This is a genomic window from Buttiauxella noackiae ATCC 51607 (genome assembly GCF_001654865.1).
GTDB classification, from domain to species: Bacteria; Pseudomonadota; Gammaproteobacteria; order Enterobacterales; family Enterobacteriaceae; genus Buttiauxella; species Buttiauxella noackiae.
Genome location: NZ_LXEO01000038.1, coordinates 1 through 22,305 on the forward strand (window position 1 = coordinate 1; position 22,305 = coordinate 22,305).

The window sequence follows — 22,305 nt, forward strand, 5'->3', positions numbered from 1 at the left end:
CCGCGCCTAAAATACGAGCCACCCCCGGTAGTGTTTGCATTGTTCGTATAGAATCATGCTGTGCCCCCAGCAAGATGACTTTCCAGTCAATTGACTCAATATTATTTAATAGGCCATTGACATTCTTAACAAAATTTTCTTTTTTTACAAATTGAATGGTGGAGTCAATAATAAGAACACTTTTCCACCTTTGTTCTTTAGCAAGTTCCAGTACCGTAAGATGAGTATCTAACTCATCTTCATTCTTATTTTGAAAAATTAATTGCTGCGGTGCCATACCAAAATCCACCAGGCTACGTGTGGTGATTTCAGTGTTCATCTCAACGCTATTTTCCAGAACAATTATCTTCTCAAATACTGGCCAGTTAACCGGTTGAGTAACAGGTGCATGACTCAAGCGGCGATAATGAGTGAGCAAATTTGAGTCAGTGACAAAATCCTCAAGCGTTAAATCGACAGATTCGCAAGTCCCGAGAACAAAGTCTTTATCGTAAGTATTCGCACTATGGGAAACACAAAGAATCGCATTTCTTGGTTCAACTTGCAGCACGGGTGCTGTAAATCCGTTCAAGAATGGCCCTTCCTCTGCCAGCATATCGGAATCACGGTAGCGATGTTTTTTTAGATAGTTCCTGTGGTAGCCAAAAGTGCCATTTAAAGCATGATTCTTACCTAAAGAGGTCGTGCGATAAATTTTATCCAAATGGCTATACCAGATATAAATTTGATCACAACCTGAAAAGACCGCTTTATGATGAATCATTTGCTCGACCTGATAGCTGACTTTATTGGCAGGATAGTAATCATCATCGTCAAAACAAATGATATATTCACCCGTAGCCAGATCGTTGAGCATATTTCTTTTTTCACCCAACTGTAAGCGGCGTGGGCTATGAATATAACGCACATTGGTGTCATTATTCATTGCAAGCATATTGACCAGATCTTCATTACTTTCAGCAGAATCATCCAGAATAATCAGTTCACGGCGGTCTGCTGGATAGTCCTGGTAATGAAATTGATAAATCAAATATGGCAAAAACTCTCTCCGGTTGAAACTTGGAGAAATAACACTTACAAATGGTTTTCGTTCCTGAGTCTGTTTTAATAATTGTTTATTCAGCAAAGACCCCATCAAATTAGGTCTATTTTTTGTCGTCTTCATTCGTTATCCCTGACGTATGCGCCGCATCCAGCTCTGAGTAGACATCGCATCGGTGGTTTTCTGATCTTTACGCGTTTCTTCACTGGCAAACTTGTCCTGCCGTTGCTCAAGCACCAGCTGATACCCGCGCTCACGGCGCGCTTCATGCAGTAAATTCTGTTGGATCTCCTGCATTTTCATATCCGCAAGCACCTGTTCTTGCTTTTGCCAGTTAATAATTCGCTGGATGTTTTTCTTATAATGCGCCTGATTAGTCATCATGGCGGCATGGGTATTTCCTGCACCCGCAGGCGAAACCGCCAGGTTATTCAACGCCTGTATATTGTTTTCATAACGCTGGCACAGCTGCTGTTGGGACGATAATTTTCCGCTGAGATCTTTCACCGTCCGGGCACGCATTTGAACCAGGTGTTCAAGCGTTCTGATGGTTCTTGGCATCCTTTACCTCTTTATCAGTCGGTTTAACGCTGAACCAACGACTGTAAGTCCTCGATGGTATTTTCAAGCGTCGCACCAAAGCCAACTTCCTGTTGTAAATAATGGTGGATAGCAGGAGCCATCCCCACCGCACGATCCACCAGCGGATCGCTACCGGCTACGTAGCCCCCAAGCGGCAGCATGGGTTTGATATTCATGTATTCGCCATACAGTTGCTTTAAAGTCCGCGCGGCGCGCTGATGGTCGGTTGTGACGATCTGCGACATGCAGCGGCTGATCGACTGAGAGATGTCGATTGCCGGGTAGTGCCCGGCTTCCGCCAGGTGCCTTGAAAGCACAATGTGCCCATCCAGTACCGCACGAGCGCAGTCGACTATCGGATCTTGTTGATCGTCACCTTCAGCCAGTACGGTATAGATTGCCGTCATCGTGCCCTGCCCCTCGCTGTTTCCGGCACTTTCCACCAGTTTTGGGATCAGGCCAAAAGCAGACGGCGGGTAGCCTTTTGTTGCCGGAGGTTCACCAAGGGAGAGCGCAATTTCACGCTGCGCCATCGCATAACGAGTCAGAGAATCGACCAGCAATAAAACATCCAGACCACGATCGCGATAGTAGGTGGCAATGGCGTGGCACAGTTCCGTTGCTTTCAGGCGCATCAGCGGGGATTCATCCGCCGGTGCGGCGACAATCACTGACTTTGCCAGCCCGGTTTCGCCTAGCGAATGTTCGATAAACTCTTTAACTTCGCGGCCACGCTCGCCAATCAACCCCACCACCACCACATCTGCGCGGGTATAGCGGGTGATCATGCCCAGCAGCACACTTTTGCCAACGCCGCTGCCAGCCATCAGGCCAACACGCTGCCCTTTACCAATGGTCAGCAGCCCGTTGATAGCGCGAACGCCCACATCCAGCGGTTCATCAACCGAGCGGCGGGTAAGCGGGTGAATTTGCGCGATATGGCGGGGTAACGGGGTTTCCCCCTGCAATTTACCTTTTTGATCCAGAGGTTCACCCAGGCCGTTGACTACGCGCCCGAGCCATTGCATCCCCACCATCACTGATTCTTCTTTTTCGGCTGGGTAAACTTTAGCGCCAGCAATCAGCCCGACCGGGTGCTTAAACGGCATCAGGTGAGTGATTTCTCGGTCAAAACCCACGACCTGAGCATCCATCATGTTGCCATCAACGCTTTCAATACGACAATGCTGACCAATAGCCAGCACACAGCCGACGCACTCCAGCAGCATGCCATTGACTCGAACAAGGCGCCCCGCTACACGGGCGAGGTTAATATTCTCGATCGATTTGAGCGCCTGTTCGAAATCAATCTTATGCATCCTGCGCCTCCGGCAGGAGGGTATCTTTTAGCACGTCCATGCATTGTTCCAGGCGATGCTCACAACCGATGTCCATTTCAGTGGTTTCGGTTACTACCCGGCATTCCCCCGGCTGCATTTGCGGATCGGCACACAGCCCCCACTCTTTCGAGCGTTCAGGTTCCGCTTCGCTAATGCGGCGATACTCTTCCGCATTCAGGCAAACTTTCAGCTGTTCCGGCGTTTTCGCGAGACTACCGATAGCTTCTTCCACCAGCGTAAGCAGTTGCGTTGGATGCAAAGTCAGTTCACAGCGGATCACTTGGCGGGTGACTTTTTCCACCAGTTGCAGCAACTCATTGCGCCGCCGGGTTTCATAATCGGCCAGATACTGCTTAAGCTGCTCGGTTACGCCATCGAGTGGTTGCGATGCATCAATAAACAGTTGGTGCCCGGCAGCTTTACCTTCGTCATGACCTTTACGCATGCCTTCGTCAAAGCCCAGACGCACACCTTCCTGGTAACCTTCACCACGCCCCTCTTCCAGACCCTGTTCAAACCCTTGCTTCATGCCTTCCTGAAAACCATCCGCAAGCTGTTGTTGTAGGCTGGCGTTATCCAGAAACGGTGCATTAAACCCGGCATCACCCATCGCGCCATCCAACAGTTGGCGGCTGCGATGCAGCGGCGGGAATTTATGCACTCTTGGCCTTGCAGTTGCCGGTTGGGCAAGAGGTTTGGCAAATCGCGATTTCGTCTCCTGGCTCATCCGTTACTCCATCGTCACTTCAGAGAAGAGACGAACCTGAATCTCGCCTTCTTCTGCCAGTTCACGTACGGTCGCCATAATCTCTTTGCGTACCTGTTCAACACGGCTTGCCGGAACCGGCCCTAAACGGGTACCGGTACTTTGTAATAGTTGAACCTGACGTTTTGGCATCGCACTATAAATCGCCTGACGCAGAACCGGCTCGGTGCCTTTGAGCGCCACAGCCCACTCTTCAATCGGGATTTCATCCATCAGGCGTTGCAGCACCGCAGGGGTCTGGCGGCTGAGAATAAAGAATTCATACATCTGATCTTTGAGCTCGTTAACCACATCCTCGTCACGTATACGCAGTTGTTCTAACAGTTCCTGCTGGTTAGATGGAATGCGATTGACGATGTCGGCCGCATGTTTAATCCCCACCAGTTTTGAACCGTGTTCAGACAACACCGCCACACCGCGTTCGATAATGCGATCCAGCTCGTCAATCACATCACGGTTTATGTCATCGAGCCGAGCAATACGATAGATAATTTCATCACGGCGCGATTCTTCAAGGCAGCTCAATACGTTAGCCGCCACATCCGGTGGCAAGAATGCGAGGAAAACGGCCTGAAGTTGTAAGTGTTCCTGATCAATAAGGCTTGCAAGCTGCGGGGTATCAACCCATTGCAACCGCGCCATGCGGTAACGCATTTCATCACCGTAGATGCCATTAATCACGCTGCGAGAAATCTCACTGCCCAGCGCTTTATCAAGAATATTCTTCAGATAGGTACGGGAAGCGCCATTAATGCCGCTCTGCTCCCGGTAATCCTGGAAGAAATTATTCATCGCATTTCGGGCATGGGTGACTTTGATGCCGTGCAAACGCGCCATTGTTTCACTCACGCGCACCACTTCTTCACGGCTCAATTTAGCCATGACTGTCGCGGCGGCTTCTTCGCCAATGCTAAGCAGCAAAATTGCTGCTTGCTCCAGTCGGCTGCGCCCATTATTGGCAGCGCTTGCCGCAGTGCGGTTAGTCTTGTTTGCTTGCGGTTGCGGCTGCGCTAGTTCGCTCATTGCTATTTATCCATTGTTTTAACACTTCAGCCACGCGCTCGGTTTCACCCTGCGCCAGCGTCTGTAAGAATTCCACTTTCGTCTCAAGCCCTGAACTTTGCGGCGGCAGATTATCCTCAACCTGGAAGGAGGACTTAGGCAAAGCCTGTACCAGTGAATCTTCTTCGCTTGAGGTTTCGCCTTCCAACAGCACACCGCTGTTTTCATCCTGCAAGTTGGCAATCTGTTGCGGCGAATTTGTCGTGAAGCGACGTGCCAGTGGGCGAACCCCAAGCAGCAGGAGCAGCAAAGCCAGGAAGCCAATACCGCCCATCTGCCCCCAATCGCGAATATCCGGGTCCTGCCACCATTTCATTGATGGGATATCCAGAGAATCCGCAGGTGTAAAGACCAGGCGATCGAGAGTCAGTGAATCTCCTCGTTGCTTGTCCACACCAGCCGCATCTTCTATCAACTTATTCAGAGCGGTGAATTGTTCCGGTGTCCACTTCTCCAGTGCCGGTGCCGACTGGTTCAACACCACGGCAATAGACATTTTTTCGAGCTTATAGAGCGGATGCTTGATATGCCGTACATCTCGGTCATAGGCATATTTACGCTGAGTCTGACTACGGCTGGAGAGCGCTTGCGGTGTGGTCGAAGGCGCTCCAGGAGTTGTGGTTGCCGCAGGAGTAGCTGCTGGTTGGGCCGGAGCCGCCGTTGGTGCGCGGTTACTCAACGAACCAGGAATGCCCATCGCTAACTCATCGGTGGAGTTTTCCTGGTTAACGCTTTCGTCGCTGACGCGCGGGTCACCCGCATAACGTTCTTGCGTCTCTTCAACAGCGCTGAAATCCACTTGCGGTACGACGCTGGTACGGAAATTACCCTGTCCAACGATAGAATTTAGCAAGTTAGCGATGTTCTTTTCGGTTTCGCTTTTGATCTGCTGGCTGATGTCGCGAACTTTGGTGATACCCGCCATCTGGCCGTTATCTGTTTCGATACCTTCAGAAAGAAGATTGCCGGTTTGATCAACAACCCGCACCTGGCCTGCATTCAAACCAGGAACGCTGCCAGCCACCAGTTGCACAATTGATGCCACCTGCTGGTCGTTGAGATGCTGCCCTGCCCGTAAGCGCACCATTACAGAAGCACTGCTTTCTGGTTGGTTAGTGAGTACAAACGAACTGGACTCCATAAGCCCCAGATGTACTCGGGCGGCTTCCACAGGATCAAGCCCCATTATGCTTTGCGCCAGTTCACCTTCGATACTGCGCTTATAACGGACATTCTGAATAAACTGGCTGCTGCCGAGCAATTCGTCTTTATCCATTAATTCGTAGCCGCCAGGCATAATGGCCGTGACACCTTGTTCCGCCAGCGCCATGCGTGCTTTCGGCAATTTACTGCTGTCGACCATGATGATGCCGCTGGCAGGATCGATACGGTAATCAATGGCCTGGCTACCCAGAACATCAACAACCTGCTTCACGGGTACATTTTCCTGGGAGCCAAACAGCGCCACATAATTGTGATTGGTCATCCACAAAGACGTGACGATAGCGCTGGCAAGTACCAGGCCTGCAGCGCCCAGCAACATATTTTTCTTGTTTCCCGTTAACCCATGCTCAAAGGTCATAGGGAATCGTTGTTTTATTTTATCAATCACATCAAAACCTTACACAGCCATATTCATGACTTCGTCGAGGGCAGAAGTGAGCTTGTTGCGCACCTGTACCATCGCCGAAAACGCGACACTGGCTTTCTGACTTTCCACCATTGCCCCCGTCAAATCATCGCTGATCCCTGTTTCCACGGCGGTCTGTTTAGCTGCCGCACTGTGCTGCATGGCATCTACGCGATGCACGGCTTCATTCATCATCTGGCTGAACGAGCCCGCGGATGAGCCTGAAAGGGAAGAGGCAGAAATTTCACCGCCGATTTGCTGTGCTGGGGCAATAATGCTTTGTGAAGAAGTGAGCATGTTTTGCTGCATCCGTTGCAGCATTGCATGCTGCGCGGAAGAGAAAGCAACCAACTGAATTTTATCCATTTATTATTTCTTCCTGTGAAACTTAGAGCCTGTTCCAGTCGGTGCTATTGAGGCAGCCAGATGGGTCACGGGCAGTGCGTACAAATCAGAACGTGAGCGTACTGAGCACTGTCAGGCGTAAATACCGTCGCCACGCATGGTTGCCAGGCGATAACGTAATGCACGCGGAGTAATACCTAGTGACTGCGCTGTTCGCGATTTATTACCGTTGTGTTGTTTAAGTAAATCAATGATGTACTGATATTCCGCCAGTCGTCCGTGGACTTTCACTCCACGAATCGCATCACACACTGGAGTGACCAGAGTCTGGATACCACTACCCCATGTGCTATTTGCACTGACGTTTTCGTGAGCAACAGGCAATGACAAATCCTGCGCCTGAATCACGTCACTGCTGCTCAGAATCAATCCACGTTGAATAACATTTTCTAATTCTCGAATATTCCCTGGCCATGAATATTTTAATAATGCAAAACGTGCATCATCACTGAGCTTTTTATTTTGTAGATGTTTCGATTGATATTTCTTTATGAAATTCAATGCTAATGGAATGATATCTTCTGGTCTTTCACGCAGAGGGGCAACATGAATAGGAACCACAGCCAGACGATAATATAAATCCTGGCGAAAGCGTCCTTCTGCAATTTCAGTAGGTAAATCTTTATTGGTAGAAGCGATAACACGAATATCGAGAGGGATTTTTTTATGGCTTCCCAGGCGCTCAACTTCCTGCTCCTGTAAAACTCGTAATAATTTAGCTTGTAAACTTAATGGCATATCACCGATTTCATCAAGCAATAAAACACCATTATTTGCCAGCTCAAATTTCCCCGGCATGCTACTAAGTGCCCCCGTAAAAGCACCTTTGACGTGACCAAATAAAATGGATTCAAGCATAGTTTCAGGAATTGCTGCACAGTTTACCGCAACATACGGAGCATTCTCACCCACACTATAATGATGGATGGTACGTGCAATACACTCTTTACCGGTTCCTGTTTCACCCGTAATAATAGTAGCGACATTAAATTCGGCTACTCTTCTGGCCAGATTGAAAGCATTCACACTAGCAGCTGCGTGAGCAATAAATCCGTGGCTGGTTGAAATGCAATCCTGAGTTAAACTATCCATATCTAAATCCACAAGTATCTCGTCGCATTAATGGGCGTCTAAATGACTAACTGACCATCCCGGTCAATAATGCTTAGGCTATCAATAAAATTGGGTTTCAAACCCTAATAGGAATTTTCCCAAGAGAAGTATACCTAAGTGATTATACTTGTCCTCTCATTAATCCCCTTTAAAGAACAATTAACAAAAAACACAATTAAAACCATATAAATCAATGAATTAACAATAAATTAATGCAGATTAATTAACCAAAAACTTAAATAATTAATACATTAATGAGCCACCAATACTTGAACTAAACATAACCAAAAGACATACTTTACGCCTGTAACATAATGCTGCATACGTAACCTGCAACACGTCAAAACAAAGTAATCATACTGTATTAGGATTACTTATTTCTCGTCAGCATAAAGTCGCATCTTAAAGAAGCGCTTACGTAAGCACACTGAATGATAATGGACACATCATGCAGAATGCATCGCATAGAATTCGTGTTTATCAGGCTTCTGATTGTCCTGAACTCACGCGACTGGATGTCAGTAAACTAGGCAGGGCTTATCACAAGATACCCAAAATAATCAGCACTAAATTTGACAGTATTGAAGCCAGGTTAGGTATTTTCTTTTTAAAGAAATACCGTCTCAATGCTCTATTGAGCAATCTGACATTTGATATTGATTATCATTGCAAGAATGCACAAATATTCTCCACACCTTATGGAAGTATTGGCTTCGATATTAATCGAAAGTTTTTACTGAGTATTTTGCATACCTATTATGGACTGAGCAAAGAAGGGAATACCGTCTCTTTAGATCTCACCCAATCGGTAACAAAAACTGAAGACCGGTTAAAAATAAAACTTGGCCAGGAGCTTTTACAGCTGACTATGGTCAAGGAAGTATTAAATGAAACGCTTGAACTGAAGAATGATTACACCTCTATTATTCATCAATGGCCTTATTCTGTTCGGTTCTGGCTCGAAGGTTATGATGAATATTGCTTTTCTATTTTGCTGGATGCGCATCATGTTGATTTGCTTCTGGCCACTTCACGTGTCGATAGCGAGAGCGACGAGCCAAAAGCTAAAAATCTCTCTTCTGAACAAATTGAGCATATGTTTAACAATATGCCGCTGACTCTCACAGGCCGTCTGGTATCCATTAATCTCACCGTCGCCCAACTATTAAATATTGGACCAGGTGACATCATTCCCGTTTCGTTGAATGAACCGTTACCGGTTTTTATTGAAAATGAACAGATTTTTAGCTCAGTCGTCGCTGAAGAACGAGGACGGTTATATCTTTCTGAATTTAATGATAAAACTCCAGAGATGAAGTATGAGTGATCAAAATGACCTGTCCATTGATTTTAATCTGGACGAAATAGACCTGCCGGAAACTGCCGGGCATGAAGCTGACATTTCCGCCGCTAAATCTGTGGAGAAGAGTGCAACTGAAAGCCGTAGTGAACAATTGCGCAAAATGGCCCTGTTTAGCCGCATTCCGGTAAACCTGACGCTGGAAGTTGCTTCGGTAAGCATTTCTTTGGCTGAGCTGATGACTATTAGCAACGACAGCGTGATTGAGCTGGACAAAATGGCGGGTGAACCGCTGGATTTAAAGGTGAATGGCATTCAGTTCGGTAAAGCTGAAGTGGTAGTGCTTAACGAAAAGTATGGCCTGCGTATCATCGAATTTAGCAACCACGATTTAGGCAAACTGACGCAATGAGTCGCAATTTTCGCAGCACTGGTCTGGGGTTATTGCTGCTAACAGGGCTGCTTATTTCGCCTCACTTGCTGGCTGCGAACGGGGATATTACCCTACTCAGCACCACCAGCAACGGCAGCGGCCAGGATTACAGCGTTAAGGTTGAGATTCTGATTCTGATGACCCTGCTCGGCATTTTGCCGATCATGGTGCTGATGATGACCTGCTTCACGCGCTTCATTATTGTGCTGGCTATTTTGCGCCAGGCACTTGGCTTACAGCAAAGTCCACCGAATAAAATCCTGACGGGAATTGCGCTCGCATTGACCATGCTGGTTATGCGCCCGGTATGGACCACGGTTTATGACCAGGCCATTGTTCCCTATCAGAATGATGCTATTTCGCTTAAGCAAGCCCTGACGACCGCTGAGCAACCGCTTAAGAAGTACATGCTGGCGCAAACCAGTAAAACCTCGATGGCGCAAATCATGTCTATCGCGGGTGAGAAAGGCGATCCGATGGAAATGGATCTGAGTATCGTGGTACCGGCTTTTGTGCTCAGTGAGCTGAAAACGGCGTTCCAGATTGGCTTTATGATTTACATCCCGTTCCTGATTATTGACCTGATTGTCGCCAGTATTTTGATGGCAATGGGGATGATGATGCTGTCACCGCTGATTGTTTCTTTGCCATTTAAGCTAATGCTGTTTGTACTTTGCGATGGCTGGAATCTGATTGTCAGTACCCTGACCACCAGCGTACAAGGGGTCTCGGGATGATGACCATGGACACCGCCGGAGAGATTATGTCCGGCGCCATCATGCTGGTTCTGATTATTTCTGTGGTCGCAATTGTTCCAAGCCTGCTCGTCGGCCTGGTGGTCAGTATCTTCCAGGCAACGACGCAAATTAACGAACAAACACTCAGCTTTTTGCCGCGCCTTGTCGTTACGTTACTGGTTCTGGTGGTGGCTGGAAAATGGATGCTGATTAAACTGTCTGATTTCACCATTGAAATTTTCCACCAGGCTGCACGGTTGGTTGGCTAAATCATTATGGGCTTTGACATCCAGACACTGATCGCCCCATTGATGGCTGCTTTTCTGCCGTTCGTGCGCATACTGTCGTTTATCCATTTCAGCCCAGTATTTGATCAACGCTCTATTTCTCGGCGCATCAAAATTGGCCTCGCCATTGCGCTCACGGCGGTCATCTCCCCGATGCTGCACCAGGCTGTGGTGCTAACAGAATTGCTGTCAATGCGCAGTATTGTGCTGATTGGCGAGCAGATCCTGTGGGGTTTTCTATTTGGTGCCATGTTGCAGTTGGTTTTTGTGGTTCTCCAGACCGCGGGACATATTCTTTCAATGAATATGGGCCTCGGTATGGCAGTCATGAATGACCCCAGTAACGGCAACTCCACCACGGTGATATCCCAGATTATCTTTGTTTACAGCGTGCTGCTTTTTTTCACCATGGACGGACATCTGCTACTTGTGACCATCATCTATAAAAGCTTTACCTATTGGCCACCGGGACAGGCAATTACTTCGCTTTCGCTACAAACCTTTGTACAAAGCCTTGGCTGGCTGATTTCGTCAGCCGTGTTAATCGCGCTACCTACCGGTTTTGTGATGTTAATGGTGCAAGGCTCGTTCGGTTTACTGAACCGTATCTCACCCACGCTGAACCTGTTTTCGTTAGGTTTTCCTATCAGCATGCTGTTTGGCCTGCTGTGCCTTGCATTGATGGTCAGTAACATTCCTGAACACTATCTCAGTCTGACGAATTACATACTGGGCAAACTTGATTCGATACGGGTTTACTGATGTCAGGCTCGGGAGATAAAAGCGAAAAGGCCACCCACGGCAAGCTTCGTAAAGCGCGCGAAAAAGGGGATATTGCGCGTTCAAAAGATCTCACTATGGCCGCAGGCCTGGTCACATCGCTGATCACTTTGATGATCTTTTTCCCGTTCTACCGCCAGTTGGTTCAGGACTCCTTTTTTTCCGTGGCGACCATGGCAGGTAAGCTAAACGACGATGCGGCCCTCGAACAGTTCCTGATGCATCATGTCTGGTTGCTGCTGAAATTCGTCCTGACGCTGGTGCCGATTCCATTTGTTTGCGTGATATCTACGCTCATCCCCGGCGGATGGATTTTTACACCTAACAAGCTGCTTCCTGACTTCAAAAAAATAAGCCCTATCAGTGGCCTGAAACGTATGTTTTCTGCAAGCCACTATGTTGACGTCCTGAAAATGCTGCTGAAATGCAGCGTGCTAATGGCCGTCTTATGGTCTTTGATTCAGGATAATTTGCCGGAATTACTCGGCTTGCAGCGCATATGGTTACGCCAGGGCATTGAGGAAGGTTTGCTGATTTTACGTCAGTCATTCTGGTGGTTACTTGGCGTGATTATCATCTTCGCCTTCATTGATGTGCCGTTATCCATTTTTATGTTTATGAAAAAGATGCGCATGACCAAGCAAGAAGTGCGCGATGAACATAAAAATAATGATGGAAACCCACAAGTAAAAGGGCGAATCCGCCAGTTGCAACGGCAAATGGCACAGGGGCAGATTAACAAAGTCGTTCCGACGGCTGACGTGATTTTAACCAACCCGACTCACTATGCCGTCGCGTTGAAATACGACCCAAATAAAGCACAAGCTCCCTATATTCTCGCCAAAGGAATGGACGATATCGCTCTGTATATTCGCGAAGTCGCCACTCAGAACCAGGTTGAAATCGTTGAGTTTCCGCCGCTCGCTCGTGCCATTTACTACAGCACGCGCGTGAATCAACAAATTCCTTCCCAGCTATTTCGCGCCATCGCACATGTACTGACTTACGTGATGCAAATTAAAGAGTGGCGCAATGGACGCAGTGATATAAAGCCGCAATTGAACAAGCATATGGATATCCCAAAAGAGGTAATGAAAACAGATGGCAAACGGTAAATTTACAGGTTACTTCAACCTGATTCGGCAAAGTAATCTGGGGATTCCTCTCCTGATACTCTGCGTGCTGGCAATGATCATGCTGCCGCTGTCGCCGTTAATCCTCGATATTTTGTTTACCTTCAATATCGTGCTGGCCGTCATTGTGTTGCTGGTTTCGGTTAACAGTAAACGCCCGCTCGATTTTGCGATTTTCCCGACCATTTTGCTGATAACCACGTTAATGCGTCTGACCCTGAACGTCGCATCGACCCGCGTGGTGTTATTGCATGGCCACGAGGGCGAAGGTGCCGCCGGTAAAGTCATTGAAGCCTTTGGCCAGGTCGTTATTGGCGGTAATTTTGTCGTCGGCTTTGTGGTGTTTGTGATCCTGATGATCATCAACTTTGTGGTGGTCACCAAAGGTGCGGAGCGTATTTCCGAAGTCTCGGCACGATTTACGCTTGATGCGCTTCCAGGCAAGCAAATGGCGATTGATGCCGACCTGAATGCGGGGTTGATTAATCAGGAACAGGCACGGCTGCGCCGTCAGGATGTCTCCGGTGAAGCAGATTTCTTCGGTGCAATGGATGGCGCATCGAAGTTTGTGCGCGGCGATGCCATTGCCGGGATTATGATCCTGATAATCAACATTATCGGCGGTATCTGTATTGGTGTATTTGCCCATAATCTCGATGTGGGTCACTCTTTCCAGCAATATGTTTTGTTGTCCATCGGTGATGGCCTGGTCGCGCAAATACCTTCTCTGCTGCTTTCTACTGCTGCGGCAATTATCGTGACCCGCGTTGGTGATGGTAACGACATCAGCACCGAAATTAATACGCAGTTACTGGCGCGCCCTTCTATCCTCTATACAGCTGCACTTGTCATGTTCGTACTGGCTATTGTGCCAGGTATGCCACACATCGCCTTCCTGAGTTTTACCGCGCTACTGATTTTTGCTGCGTGGAAACAGAGCAAGCGAGTGGCTGCACCACAGCCGGTGATAGAAATTGAAGCCATCAATGAGGCTATTTCCCACGACAATCCGCCCGTTATTGATTGGGACAGCATTCCACAGGTAGAGCCGATTGGCCTGAATCTGGGATATAAGCTGGTGACTTTGGTGGATACCACGCGGGGAAGCCCACTGTCTCAACGAATTCGCGGTGTGCGTCAGGTGATTTCTGAAACATGCGGCGTACTGTTGCCTGAAATACGGATTCGGGAAAACTTCCGCCTGAAGCCTTCTCAATACGCCGTTCATATCAACGGTATTCGCATTGCGACCGGAGAAGTCCATGCCGACAAATTAATGGCAATTCCAGGGGCTGAACTGTACGGGGAAATCGATGGGGTGCTGGATACCGATCCTGCTTATGGAATGGCGATTACCTGGATTTTACCCGAGCAAAAAGCGAAAGCGTTGAATTTAGGTTATCAGGTGGTGGATTGCGCGAGTGTCGTCGCAACTCACGTTAATAAAATTGCGCGTAATTATTTACCTGAATTGTTTAACTATGACGATATCACTCACCTGCATCATCGTTTGAGCCAGCAGGCGCCAAAACTGGCAGAGGATTTAATTACCCAACTTAACTACAGCCTGCTGCTACGCGTTTATCGCCAGTTGTTGCTGGAGCAGATTTCACTAAAAGACATTAATACGATTGCCGCTACGCTGCTTGAAAGTGCTGCATTAACGAAAGATCCAGTGCTATTAACCTCCGATGTGCGCTTCGCGCTGCGCCGCGCCATTATCCATAATATCAATGGCGATAAGCGCACCCTTCAGGCTTATACGTTGGATAATGAACTGGAAAACATTCTGCTCAACGCGCTCAACCACGCGCAGCAAAGTGGAAAAGTTGGGCTGGATAACTTCCCGGTTGACCCGAATATTCTGACGCAGTTACAAAATACGATGCCAATGATTCAGGAACATATGAAAGCGCAGGGAATGGCGCCATTGCTGCTGGTAACACCGCAATTACGCCCACTCATTTCTCGCTATGGTCGCCTGTTTGCATCCGGCCTGCATGTGTTGTCTTACAACGAAGTACCTGATGAAGCAGATCTGAATATTGTGGGGACGCTGGCCTAATGAATAGCCCAGCGCTATAGATAACAAGGCGTTGGGCTATTTATGATTTGCGAATATAAGTAGTGACAAAATCTATTTTTTTCAATGGACGGGAAAATAGATACCCCTGAGCCAGTTCAACATCATGTTTTAACAACATTGACGTTTGCGCCATTGTTTCTACCCCTTCAGCAATAATGGAGGCATTATTTTTATGTGCCTCCATAATGAGTTCAGGGGTTTTCTCACTATGACCATTCTTAAGGCAGTCGCGATCCAGTTTAATATAATCACACGCCGACTGAGCGAGCTTGTTTTGAACGTCATCAATACTGCCTACATCATCCCAGGCAAAAGCAAACCCAGCATTTTGCAATCGCTGAATATTTTCCTCGCCGCTTTCTGCTAATTCTTCTGTGGACTGCGTTATCTCAAAAATCACTGATTTTGGCGATATAGCATACTCAGCCTGTAGCGAAATAATGCTTTCAGCAAAGCCTTCATCATTGAGTTGATGCGGTGCCAGATTGATACTGAGAAAGAAATCAGGTTTCTGCGGTAAAACCGATTGTTGTAGAAACTCAAAAGCTTTACTAATGATATATTTTCCAACATTAATAATGCCGTCATTTTCTTCAAGTTGCTGTAGAAATTTTGCAGGCTGGACAATATTTTGACGGTGCATACCACGTAATAATACTTCGGCACCGACACACTGAAAAGATGATAAATTAAAAATTGGTTGGACGTAAAAATCCACCACATTAGAAAAATCACTATGGGATATTTTTTTAATAATGAAATTTGAGCCAATATCGCTCATGTTATGACCTCTTTATAATATGGAGTGGAGATACACTACGCAGGTGGACTCGCACTAACAAAATGGGTTTACGCACAGATATATTTCTGTGCAAAAACCTGAGTATTTACGGGAGGGGAATAATAGTATCCCTGGCAAGCAGTAACGCCTTGTTCAAGCAACCAGTCTCGCTGCCAGGCATATTCCACACCTTCGGCAACCAGCTGTAATTTTTTCATCTTACATAACAAGATGATTTCACGAGCTAATGGCAAACACTCTTCATTCAAAAGGCTGCGATCAAGTTTAATCACATTGCTACAAAATTCACGGCTATTTTTACTCAAATCATCGAGATGACTAATATCATCCCAGGCAATGACAAAACCTTGCTGCTGCAGCCATTTGGCATTCTGCCTTCCTTGTGGGCTGAGTGAGATATTTGTTTCGGTAATTTCAATTGTCACTTTATGGGTTGGGAAGTCTGCGGCATCCGTTATACGTTTAATTTTTTCAACAACACTACGGTCATTGATTTCAATAGGGGAAAAATTGCTGCTAAGATTAAAGTCATTCTGCCGATGAAGACCATATTCTTTGCTGAACTCAATTGCATGCTGCAGTACAAAAACACCCAGCTTACGAATATCTTTATTTTTCTCCAGCAGGCTAATGAAGCGGTCCGGGAACACAAGCTTGCTATCAACTCGTCCTCGAACTAATGCTTCAGCTCCCAGACAACGGCCATCGACCATATTAATAATCGGCTGTAAATAAACGGTGAGGGACTGCTCAGGATTTCCCTCTGAGATATTGGTAAGTATTTTTCTAATATCATCATTATCAACCGTCATATGACTTTCCTTTCACGATAAAAACAAAATAAATTGTGGTCTGCTTCAGAATAATTCACCTCATTATTTAATCATTTGCAGAGTGAATCGCATTTTTCCCTGAGTGTTTTGCCTTATATAGTGCTTTATCTGCTTTGGTTATAATATCCTGCGCACTTTCACCTGGTTTCCAGCATGCAATACCACAGCTAAAGGATACATGTAATGCCGTTTCTCGCCATTGACGTTGACATATAGTCATGCGCCAGGTTTCCATCAATTCAAAATAGAGATCATATTCACCACCATGAAATAACACGACCAACTCTTCACCACCAAAACGATAAACACCATAATCAGGTTCAATAATCGCTTTACCAACTTTACTGACATATTTCAGTACTGAGTCACCTACCGCATGACCAAACGTATCGTTGATGTTTTTAAAATTATCGAGATCCAGTATTGCCAGATAGAATGGTGTATTGCTATCAATTAGCTCAGCCATTCGGTCATCAAATTTTCGCCGGGTGCCAATTCCCGTCAATGCATCTTCACAATTAACACGGCGCACTTCTTTAAGTTCAATCTGGCTATTTTTTATTTTAGTATAAATTTTTTCCAGATCCTGCGTTTGACCATCATAGCTAATACCATTGACACCCATATAAAGACGACTAATTATCTCTCTGATATATACACGACATAAGCAAATCAAAATAATATAAATGATTAAGCAGACTACAATGATGTAGATCAGCGCTTGCGGAGCATCATTAATAAAATCATTATATTTTTCATCATCAACAATAGTAAACGCGACCCAATATGGTTCGGAAAACGAGCGATAGAAAATATGTTTTTTTGTTTCTTTGTCGTAGAAGTGCCCTTCTAAATCAACAGAGTTTTCAATCCATCTTAATGGAACCTTTTGATGGAAAATATCTTTAATATTTGCATTCATAACGACACTGCCATCGTTTGCGGCGACTAAAAATTTCCCCTCAAAAGGCACAACTATATTTTTTAAGGCCGCGCTCATGGTATCCAAATCCAGGTCAAAACCTATGTTGCCATATTTTTGCAGCTCTTCATCGAAGAGATTCATACTCACGGTAATAGTACGATCCTCAGGGTCATTATTCTCTGAAAGAAGATCTGAATAAGGTTCAGAATAATGTATTCCTTTCTGATTTTTAACATTTGGATACCAGGGGCGTTTGCTGGGTATATAATCATCTCGTCTAACTTCTGGATATGTACGATAATTATCCTCAATATTAGAAATAATCGCGGCATCAAAAAAAGATAATGTATTGACAATAGAGGCTATAATTGAATGAAGAATCCCCTTCTCTTCATTAATAAAAAAACGAGTTCCATGATATGTCATGCGGCTATTCAGAATCTGGAAAACAATATCAATCTCTTCCAACTGTCGATTTACACTTTCCATTGCAGTATTATGTGTAAATCGCGTCAGATTTTTATTAAAAGCCTGTATATTATCTTTGTGAATATTGTCAAATGACCAGATCGAAACCATCATAAAAGGAATTAGCATCACTACGAATAATACCGTCAATAAACGATTAACTGTGCCTGACTTTTTACTCACTTCCATGTCTGAAATCCATTTAACAATGTCATAACGTGATGCTGATGCCTTAACGCCAGATCTTCACACTTCATCAGAACAAAACGACTCATGAACTGAAATTCTTAAATTTACCGGAAAAAAAACCTGCCAAAAATCTCGTGCATTCCTCTTTCTTTTATCGTCTCCTTAGTTGAGTAAAAGCACGCTATTGCCAATAGGAACAACATGACTATCGAGACTATTTCCCCCGCTCAAGCCAAAATTCTGGTCGCGCAAGGCGCTGCGCTAATTGATATCCGCGAGCGTGACGAGTACGCCCGGGAAAATATTGCCGAAGCGCACTTGCTGTCACTTTCGTCCATCGAAAATGGTGATCGACTTGGCCCATTTGATCCTTTCGATACGGTGATTTTTCATTGCCAGTCAGGTATGCGTACTGCGCAAAATGCGCAAAAGTTGGCGGATGCTGTAGCACCGGCAAAAGTATTGCTGCTTGAAGGTGGATTAAATGCCTGGAAGAAAGAGGGGCTGGAAATTCTTACTGATAAATCACAACCATTACCTTTGATGCGTCAGGTACAAATTGCAGTTGGAACGCTGGTGCTTGCAGGTGTAGTGCTGGGCTACATGGTACATCCAGGGTTCTTCTTACTCTCCGGTTTTGTAGGGGCAGGATTGCTCTTTGCAGGCATAAGCGGTTTCTGTGGCATGGCGCGCCTACTCGAAAAAATGCCGTGGAATAAACCTTAGGTTAAATCGACATGTATTCTGCCGCTTTGGGCTATGGTTAACATTAGACGTTGTTGATTTATCTTCAATGAATGAGGCTAATTATGTTCAAACCAGGCGATCTGGTGCAGCCCAAAAAAGGCGGCCCAAAATATGAAGTTCTGGATGTTCAGGGGGATACTCTGTTCTGTACGCCCAGAAGCATTTTGACCGGTGAAACCGTCACCTTAAAGGCAGAAGACGTTGTGCTATATAAAGAAGATGACGATTTTGGCGTGTGCTAAGGTTTATCTCAGGCGGGTCTTGTTTTGCCCGCCAAACGATTGTTCTCAGTAACCTCTTTCATAACCCGCAAAAAAACATCTCACTGCGGTATCTGCATTCACTTCTTTGAAAAAATCAGCCACGAGTTCTTTGTCGAGGTTGTAGCGACGAGTTAATACCCCTGCTTCCCATGCTGCCCGTTGGCGGTCGCCAGTTTGTTCTGAAATACGATGACTAAACCCCAGCACAAACCCACGTTTATAGTCCGAGCAAAAGCGAGTCACCCTGGTGACACTGTCAGCTTCACGGGCTTTCAGCCCTGCCATCAATCCCTTCCCAAAATGATTATCCACGTGAATGCTCCTGTTGATTAAATCGCTATATAACAAATCATATAACGTTTTTTCCAGCACTGGGTAGCCTTAAAACTGAGGCAATGAATGAAAAAATTAACCATATGATTTTAAATAGAAAATCTATAACCGAACGACAAAATCAGGAAACTCTGCCTGATATGTCTCATTTAGCGGATTTTATTGAGGAAATGCCTTTAAATAAAAATTTATCACTAATTGTCCAATTTAACGCAGGCATATAATCTATCACTCACAAACAAGTCATCTATTAGCACTACTATTACCCCTTAAGAGTAGTGTATATCGCTAATTATCATGTGGAGTTGGAATAATGTTTTCTCCTGAGTCACGCCTGCGCCATGCAGTCGCAGATACTTTTGCGATGGTAGTGTATTGCTCGGTTGTGAACATGATGATTGAAGTTTTTCTCTCAGGCATGAGCTTTGAGCAGTCACTCTCTTCGCGCCTGGTCGCCATTCCCGTAAACATCCTGATTGCCTGGCCATACGGTTTTTACCGTGATGCGTTTATGCGGTTTACCAAACGCTACAGCCAGGCCAGTTGGGCGAAAAATCTCGCCGATATACTGGCTTACGTGACTTTCCAGTCACCTGTATACGTCGCGATTCTGTGGTCGGTTGGAGCAGACTGGAATCAAATAGTTGCTGCGGTAAGTTCAAATATCATCGTCTCGATGCTTATGGGGGCTGCGTATGGCTATTTTCTTGATTATTGCCGTCGTTTATTCCGTATCAGCGGTTATCGAAACGCAAAAGCAGAGGTGTGATAGCGTTGAGGCATTAACCTAACAACGCCTCATTCGAATTAGTGCTCGCCAAATAAGCCAGACAAGTAACGTTCCAGGGCAATGCGTGAACTAAATCCATGCGGAATACCGTAATGCTGATGAGTTTCACCAGCCAGATAAAGTGGAAATTGCTGATAATGATCGCAGGTTTTTACATCTGTCGCAGGCTCTGCCAGAGTCTGGCTTCGTTCTTTTAACGTGGGGTGAATGATCAAGGCTGTTCGCCCCATTCGCGCCTCACGATTCACATAAACGTAGTTTTCCCCACGTCGGTATCCGTAGGTTTTCGGTGTCACTATATCCATGGTAAAACCGGCTTTTTCAAGAACGCGGGCCACCTCATCAGGTCGTAAATACATATTTTTTCCTCGTCATCTTCTATTGCAGCGCAACCTTACAATAACCAGCATTAGCAACGCTTTCAGATTAGTCCATAAAGACGGTGAAAGAGAGTGAACTGACTCATTACTAAAAATTATGGTCTACACTGAGTAGTACATCGCAAAAAGGGAGAAACAAATGTTTAACCGCGTAAATCGAAATGATGTAGACGAAGGCGTTGATGATATTAACCGTGACGTGAACCAACTGGCTGACACGCTGGAAGAGGTTCTTAAATCGTTCGGTAGCGATGTTAAAGAAGAAGGGGAAGCTGCCCGCAAAAAAGCGGAATCTCTGCTTAAAGAGACAAGAGCCCGCCTTCATGGTCGCACCCGTGTAAAACAGGCCGCTTGTGATGCGGTAGGTTGTGCCGATACCTATGTGCGCGATAAACCATGGCAGAGCGTGGGTATCAGCGCTGCTGTAGGTATTTTCATCGGGGCTTTATTAGCTTCCCGTCGATAATTCCGAAGGTGTAGTGATAATAAATATGCGTCTAACCCCGGAGCCACTTCCGGGGTTTTTTATTTCAGGAAATAGCCTCCCGTAATTGTTTCACGGCCTGATGGGCCATCGCCTGGGAAGTTAAATTTGTAAAACACATCAAAATCCCCCCTTCCCCTTGTGAAACCATGCGCCAGTCACTTAATGCCTGCACGGCAAGCCCGGCATTGCGAGCCTTCGCCACCAGCGCGCGGTCATCACCACTCACGCGCATCACCAGCTGAATCCCCCCCGCCTGCGGTACAACATCAAAACCCTGCTGTTGCAACGCCTGTTCCAGCCATAACCGCCGCTCGCTATAGCACAGGCGCATCTTTTTCAGATGCCGCCAGAAATGCCCTTCGCGAAGGAAATCGGCGATGGTTTGCTGAATCAGTAACGGGGCGGTGCATGGTAAGTAATGCGTATGCTGAGCGAAATCTTTAACGTGCTGTTGTGGAACCACTAGCCAGGCAACGCGCAACGCTGGAAAGAGTGATTTACTGAATGTTCCGGCGTAGATAACGCGCTGCGGGCCATCAAGACTTTTTATCGGCGGCAGTGGTTTCCCGTGGTAGCGAAATTCGCTGTCATAATCATCTTCAATAACCCAGCTTTCATTAGTGGCCGCCCAGTCCAGCAACTGGCGGCGGCGATTGAGTGATAACGCCACGCCAAGCGGGCTTTGGTGTGCCGGAGTCAGTAGCGCAAAACGCGCGTCAGGGAAATGATTGATACCGTAATCAATTTGCATCCCCTCGTTATCGACCGGTACTGGGTGCAGCACCATTCCGGCTTCAGCAAAAACCGGGCGAACATAACGATAACCAGGGTCTTCCAGCCAGATGCCATCGCCGGATTTCGCCAGCGTGTGCGTCACCAGGCGCATCGCAGCCTGAAAACCGGCAGTGATAAAAACCTGCTCCGGCTGGCAGTCGATGCTGCGTGAAAAGCGCAGATAGTCGGCAATTGCCTGGCGCAATGTGGATTCGCCGTTGGCTTCCGGTAGCACTAAATCATAACGTGTTTGCAGACGAAGACGCCGCCCCATAATCCGCGCCCACAATGCGCGTGGGAAAGCATCCAGCGCGGGTAACCCCGCCTGAAAAGGCAACGGCACGCCTTGCGGTTGGCTACTCGAAAACGTTGGGTTATTTGCCCCGGTGGTGACTGACGGACTGACAAAAGTTCCCGCCTGCCCACGCCTCTCCAGCCAGCCCTGGGCGACCAATTCTCCATAAGCGTTTTCCACCGTCGCCCTCGCCACACCCAACTCAAGCGCCATGGTACGGCTCGATGGCAATCGGCTCCCGGCGCTTAGTTCGCCGTCGCTGATGGCTTGTTTAAGTTGCCTTGCGATTTGCTGATAACGCGGTATTGAATGGTGAGCACTTA

Annotated in this window: 25 protein-coding genes; 11 read left to right on the top strand and 14 right to left on the bottom strand. The window is 46.6% G+C overall.

Annotated features, from left to right (window positions below):
* From M979_RS12705 to M979_RS12740, 8 genes are all read right to left on the bottom strand, one after another.
* Window positions 1-1,165: glycosyltransferase family 2 protein (locus M979_RS12705; protein WP_157093244.1), on the bottom strand; the 1,165-nt coding region annotated here is incomplete at its 3' end.
* A 3-nt stretch (window positions 1,166-1,168) separates the two neighbouring features.
* On the bottom strand, window positions 1,169-1,603 hold the full coding sequence (fliJ, locus tag M979_RS12710; RefSeq protein ID WP_064555150.1) for a flagellar export protein FliJ: 435 nt from the start codon (window positions 1,601-1,603) through the stop codon (window positions 1,169-1,171).
* 23 nt (window positions 1,604-1,626) lie between these two features.
* Window positions 1,627-2,943, bottom strand: a complete 1,317-nt coding sequence (gene fliI / locus M979_RS12715) for a flagellar protein export ATPase FliI (protein WP_034457371.1) — start codon at window positions 2,941-2,943, stop codon at window positions 1,627-1,629.
* Window positions 2,936-3,691 carry a flagellar assembly protein FliH gene (gene fliH / locus M979_RS12720; RefSeq protein ID WP_064555151.1) on the bottom strand — a complete coding sequence of 252 codons (756 nt, stop codon included), beginning with the start codon at window positions 3,689-3,691 and terminating at the stop codon, window positions 2,936-2,938. Before fliH ends, fliI begins: the two co-directional genes overlap by 8 nt.
* Window positions 3,692-3,694: 3 nt before the next feature.
* Window positions 3,695-4,753: a flagellar motor switch protein FliG gene (locus M979_RS12725; RefSeq protein WP_034457374.1), complete on the bottom strand. Its 1,059-nt coding sequence runs from the start codon at window positions 4,751-4,753 to the stop codon at window positions 3,695-3,697.
* Window positions 4,710-6,404 (bottom strand): flagellar basal-body MS-ring/collar protein FliF, encoded by a 1,695-nt coding sequence (gene fliF / locus M979_RS12730; RefSeq protein ID WP_064555152.1) that lies wholly within the window; start codon window positions 6,402-6,404, stop codon window positions 4,710-4,712. Before fliF ends, M979_RS12725 begins: the two co-directional genes overlap by 44 nt.
* Window positions 6,405-6,413: 9 nt before the next feature.
* Window positions 6,414-6,788, bottom strand: a complete 375-nt coding sequence (gene fliE / locus M979_RS12735) for a flagellar hook-basal body complex protein FliE (protein WP_064555153.1) — start codon at window positions 6,786-6,788, stop codon at window positions 6,414-6,416.
* Between the two features lie 111 nt (window positions 6,789-6,899).
* A complete protein-coding gene (locus M979_RS12740) occupies window positions 6,900-7,919 on the bottom strand; it encodes a sigma-54 interaction domain-containing protein (RefSeq protein ID WP_064555154.1) in 1,020 nt (339 codons plus the stop codon).
* 469 nt (window positions 7,920-8,388) lie between these two features.
* Here M979_RS12740 and M979_RS12745 point away from each other — a divergent pair, with 469 nt between their 5' ends.
* The 7 genes from M979_RS12745 to M979_RS12775 are packed head-to-tail and all read left to right on the top strand — an operon-like array spanning window position 8,389 to window position 14,675.
* Window positions 8,389-9,267: a FliM/FliN family flagellar motor switch protein gene (locus tag M979_RS12745; protein ID WP_064555155.1), complete on the top strand. Its 879-nt coding sequence runs from the start codon at window positions 8,389-8,391 to the stop codon at window positions 9,265-9,267.
* A complete protein-coding gene (locus tag M979_RS12750) occupies window positions 9,260-9,652 on the top strand; it encodes a FliM/FliN family flagellar motor switch protein (RefSeq protein WP_034457383.1) in 393 nt (130 codons plus the stop codon). The genes M979_RS12745 and M979_RS12750 overlap by 8 nt, the downstream gene beginning before the upstream one ends.
* The gene (gene fliP / locus M979_RS12755) at window positions 9,649-10,410 is read left to right on the top strand and encodes a flagellar type III secretion system pore protein FliP (RefSeq protein ID WP_064555156.1); all 762 of its coding nucleotides are present in this window, start codon (window positions 9,649-9,651) and stop codon (window positions 10,408-10,410) included. Before M979_RS12750 ends, fliP begins: the two co-directional genes overlap by 4 nt.
* The gene (gene fliQ / locus M979_RS12760; RefSeq protein ID WP_034457387.1) at window positions 10,407-10,679 is read left to right on the top strand and encodes a flagellar biosynthesis protein FliQ; all 273 of its coding nucleotides are present in this window, start codon (window positions 10,407-10,409) and stop codon (window positions 10,677-10,679) included. Before fliP ends, fliQ begins: the two co-directional genes overlap by 4 nt.
* Before the next feature lie 6 nt (window positions 10,680-10,685).
* Window positions 10,686-11,459: a flagellar biosynthetic protein FliR gene (gene fliR, locus M979_RS12765; protein ID WP_064555157.1), complete on the top strand. Its 774-nt coding sequence runs from the start codon at window positions 10,686-10,688 to the stop codon at window positions 11,457-11,459.
* Complete coding sequence (gene flhB / locus M979_RS12770) at window positions 11,456-12,592, top strand: flagellar biosynthesis protein FlhB (protein ID WP_064555158.1); 1,137 nt, start codon at window positions 11,456-11,458, stop codon at window positions 12,590-12,592. The genes fliR and flhB overlap by 4 nt, the downstream gene beginning before the upstream one ends.
* Complete coding sequence (locus tag M979_RS12775) at window positions 12,579-14,675, top strand: flagellar biosynthesis protein FlhA (protein WP_034457393.1); 2,097 nt, start codon at window positions 12,579-12,581, stop codon at window positions 14,673-14,675. Before flhB ends, M979_RS12775 begins: the two co-directional genes overlap by 14 nt.
* Before the next feature lie 40 nt (window positions 14,676-14,715).
* On the opposite strand, the gene M979_RS12780 is transcribed toward M979_RS12775, so the two are convergent.
* The 3 genes from M979_RS12780 to M979_RS12790 all read right to left on the bottom strand — a co-directional run bounded on the left by M979_RS12780 (window position 14,716) and on the right by M979_RS12790 (window position 17,913).
* Window positions 14,716-15,477: an EAL domain-containing protein gene (locus tag M979_RS12780; RefSeq protein ID WP_064555159.1), complete on the bottom strand. Its 762-nt coding sequence runs from the start codon at window positions 15,475-15,477 to the stop codon at window positions 14,716-14,718.
* A gap of 68 nt (window positions 15,478-15,545) precedes the next feature.
* The gene (locus M979_RS12785; protein ID WP_064555160.1) at window positions 15,546-16,310 is read right to left on the bottom strand and encodes an EAL domain-containing protein; all 765 of its coding nucleotides are present in this window, start codon (window positions 16,308-16,310) and stop codon (window positions 15,546-15,548) included.
* Window positions 16,311-16,377: 67 nt separating this feature from the next.
* On the bottom strand, window positions 16,378-17,913 hold the full coding sequence (locus tag M979_RS12790; protein ID WP_064555161.1) for a sensor domain-containing diguanylate cyclase: 1,536 nt from the start codon (window positions 17,911-17,913) through the stop codon (window positions 16,378-16,380).
* A gap of 201 nt (window positions 17,914-18,114) precedes the next feature.
* Here M979_RS12790 and M979_RS12795 point away from each other — a divergent pair, with 201 nt between their 5' ends.
* The gene (locus tag M979_RS12795; protein ID WP_064555162.1) at window positions 18,115-18,639 is read left to right on the top strand and encodes a rhodanese family protein; all 525 of its coding nucleotides are present in this window, start codon (window positions 18,115-18,117) and stop codon (window positions 18,637-18,639) included.
* A gap of 83 nt (window positions 18,640-18,722) precedes the next feature.
* Window positions 18,723-18,902 carry a hypothetical protein gene (locus tag M979_RS12800; protein WP_034457404.1) on the top strand — a complete coding sequence of 60 codons (180 nt, stop codon included), beginning with the start codon at window positions 18,723-18,725 and terminating at the stop codon, window positions 18,900-18,902.
* Window positions 18,903-18,947: 45 nt separating this feature from the next.
* On the opposite strand, the gene M979_RS12805 is transcribed toward M979_RS12800, so the two are convergent.
* Window positions 18,948-19,235 (bottom strand): DUF2623 family protein, encoded by a 288-nt coding sequence (locus M979_RS12805; protein WP_034457406.1) that lies wholly within the window; start codon window positions 19,233-19,235, stop codon window positions 18,948-18,950.
* A 334-nt stretch (window positions 19,236-19,569) separates the two neighbouring features.
* Between M979_RS12805 and alaE the strand changes: the two genes are divergently transcribed.
* A complete protein-coding gene (alaE, locus tag M979_RS12810; protein ID WP_034457408.1) occupies window positions 19,570-20,025 on the top strand; it encodes an L-alanine exporter AlaE in 456 nt (151 codons plus the stop codon).
* Window positions 20,026-20,063: 38 nt separating this feature from the next.
* On the opposite strand, the gene M979_RS12815 is transcribed toward alaE, so the two are convergent.
* A complete protein-coding gene (locus M979_RS12815) occupies window positions 20,064-20,405 on the bottom strand; it encodes a DUF2002 family protein (RefSeq protein ID WP_034457410.1) in 342 nt (113 codons plus the stop codon).
* Window positions 20,406-20,565: 160 nt separating this feature from the next.
* Here M979_RS12815 and M979_RS12820 point away from each other — a divergent pair, with 160 nt between their 5' ends.
* Window positions 20,566-20,892, top strand: a complete 327-nt coding sequence (locus tag M979_RS12820) for an ElaB/YgaM/YqjD family protein (protein WP_034457412.1) — start codon at window positions 20,566-20,568, stop codon at window positions 20,890-20,892.
* A 64-nt stretch (window positions 20,893-20,956) separates the two neighbouring features.
* Here the strand turns inward: M979_RS12820 and pdxR are convergent, their stop codons facing one another.
* Window positions 20,957-22,288, bottom strand: a complete 1,332-nt coding sequence (gene pdxR / locus M979_RS12825) for a MocR-like pyridoxine biosynthesis transcription factor PdxR (RefSeq protein ID WP_064555200.1) — start codon at window positions 22,286-22,288, stop codon at window positions 20,957-20,959.
* Window positions 22,289-22,305: the final 17 nt, after the last annotated feature.

Excerpts from the sequence above, each read along its gene's own strand:
- fliJ (WP_064555150.1), bottom strand. The coding sequence starts at position 1,603 with ATGCCAAGAACCATCAGAACGCTTGAACACCTGGTTCAAATGCGTGCC.
- fliI (WP_034457371.1), bottom strand. The coding sequence starts at position 2,943 with ATGCATAAGATTGATTTCGAACAGGCGCTCAAATCGATCGAGAATATT.
- fliH (WP_064555151.1), bottom strand. The coding sequence starts at position 3,691 with ATGAGCCAGGAGACGAAATCGCGATTTGCCAAACCTCTTGCCCAACCG.
- M979_RS12725 (WP_034457374.1), bottom strand. The coding sequence starts at position 4,753 with ATGAGCGAACTAGCGCAGCCGCAACCGCAAGCAAACAAGACTAACCGC.
- fliE (WP_064555153.1), bottom strand. The coding sequence starts at position 6,788 with ATGGATAAAATTCAGTTGGTTGCTTTCTCTTCCGCGCAGCATGCAATG.
- M979_RS12740 (WP_064555154.1), bottom strand. The coding sequence starts at position 7,919 with ATGGATAGTTTAACTCAGGATTGCATTTCAACCAGCCACGGATTTATT.
- M979_RS12745 (WP_064555155.1), top strand. The coding sequence starts at position 8,389 with ATGCAGAATGCATCGCATAGAATTCGTGTTTATCAGGCTTCTGATTGT.
- M979_RS12750 (WP_034457383.1), top strand. The coding sequence starts at position 9,260 with ATGAGTGATCAAAATGACCTGTCCATTGATTTTAATCTGGACGAAATA.
- fliP (WP_064555156.1), top strand. The coding sequence starts at position 9,649 with ATGAGTCGCAATTTTCGCAGCACTGGTCTGGGGTTATTGCTGCTAACA.
- fliQ (WP_034457387.1), top strand. The coding sequence starts at position 10,407 with ATGATGACCATGGACACCGCCGGAGAGATTATGTCCGGCGCCATCATG.
- fliR (WP_064555157.1), top strand. The coding sequence starts at position 10,686 with ATGGGCTTTGACATCCAGACACTGATCGCCCCATTGATGGCTGCTTTT.
- M979_RS12775 (WP_034457393.1), top strand. The coding sequence starts at position 12,579 with ATGGCAAACGGTAAATTTACAGGTTACTTCAACCTGATTCGGCAAAGT.
- M979_RS12780 (WP_064555159.1), bottom strand. The coding sequence starts at position 15,477 with ATGAGCGATATTGGCTCAAATTTCATTATTAAAAAAATATCCCATAGT.
- M979_RS12785 (WP_064555160.1), bottom strand. The coding sequence starts at position 16,310 with ATGACGGTTGATAATGATGATATTAGAAAAATACTTACCAATATCTCA.
- M979_RS12790 (WP_064555161.1), bottom strand. The coding sequence starts at position 17,913 with ATGGAAGTGAGTAAAAAGTCAGGCACAGTTAATCGTTTATTGACGGTA.
- M979_RS12795 (WP_064555162.1), top strand. The coding sequence starts at position 18,115 with ATGACTATCGAGACTATTTCCCCCGCTCAAGCCAAAATTCTGGTCGCG.
- M979_RS12800 (WP_034457404.1), top strand. The coding sequence starts at position 18,723 with ATGTTCAAACCAGGCGATCTGGTGCAGCCCAAAAAAGGCGGCCCAAAA.
- alaE (WP_034457408.1), top strand. The coding sequence starts at position 19,570 with ATGTTTTCTCCTGAGTCACGCCTGCGCCATGCAGTCGCAGATACTTTT.
- M979_RS12815 (WP_034457410.1), bottom strand. The coding sequence starts at position 20,405 with ATGTATTTACGACCTGATGAGGTGGCCCGCGTTCTTGAAAAAGCCGGT.
- M979_RS12820 (WP_034457412.1), top strand. The coding sequence starts at position 20,566 with ATGTTTAACCGCGTAAATCGAAATGATGTAGACGAAGGCGTTGATGAT.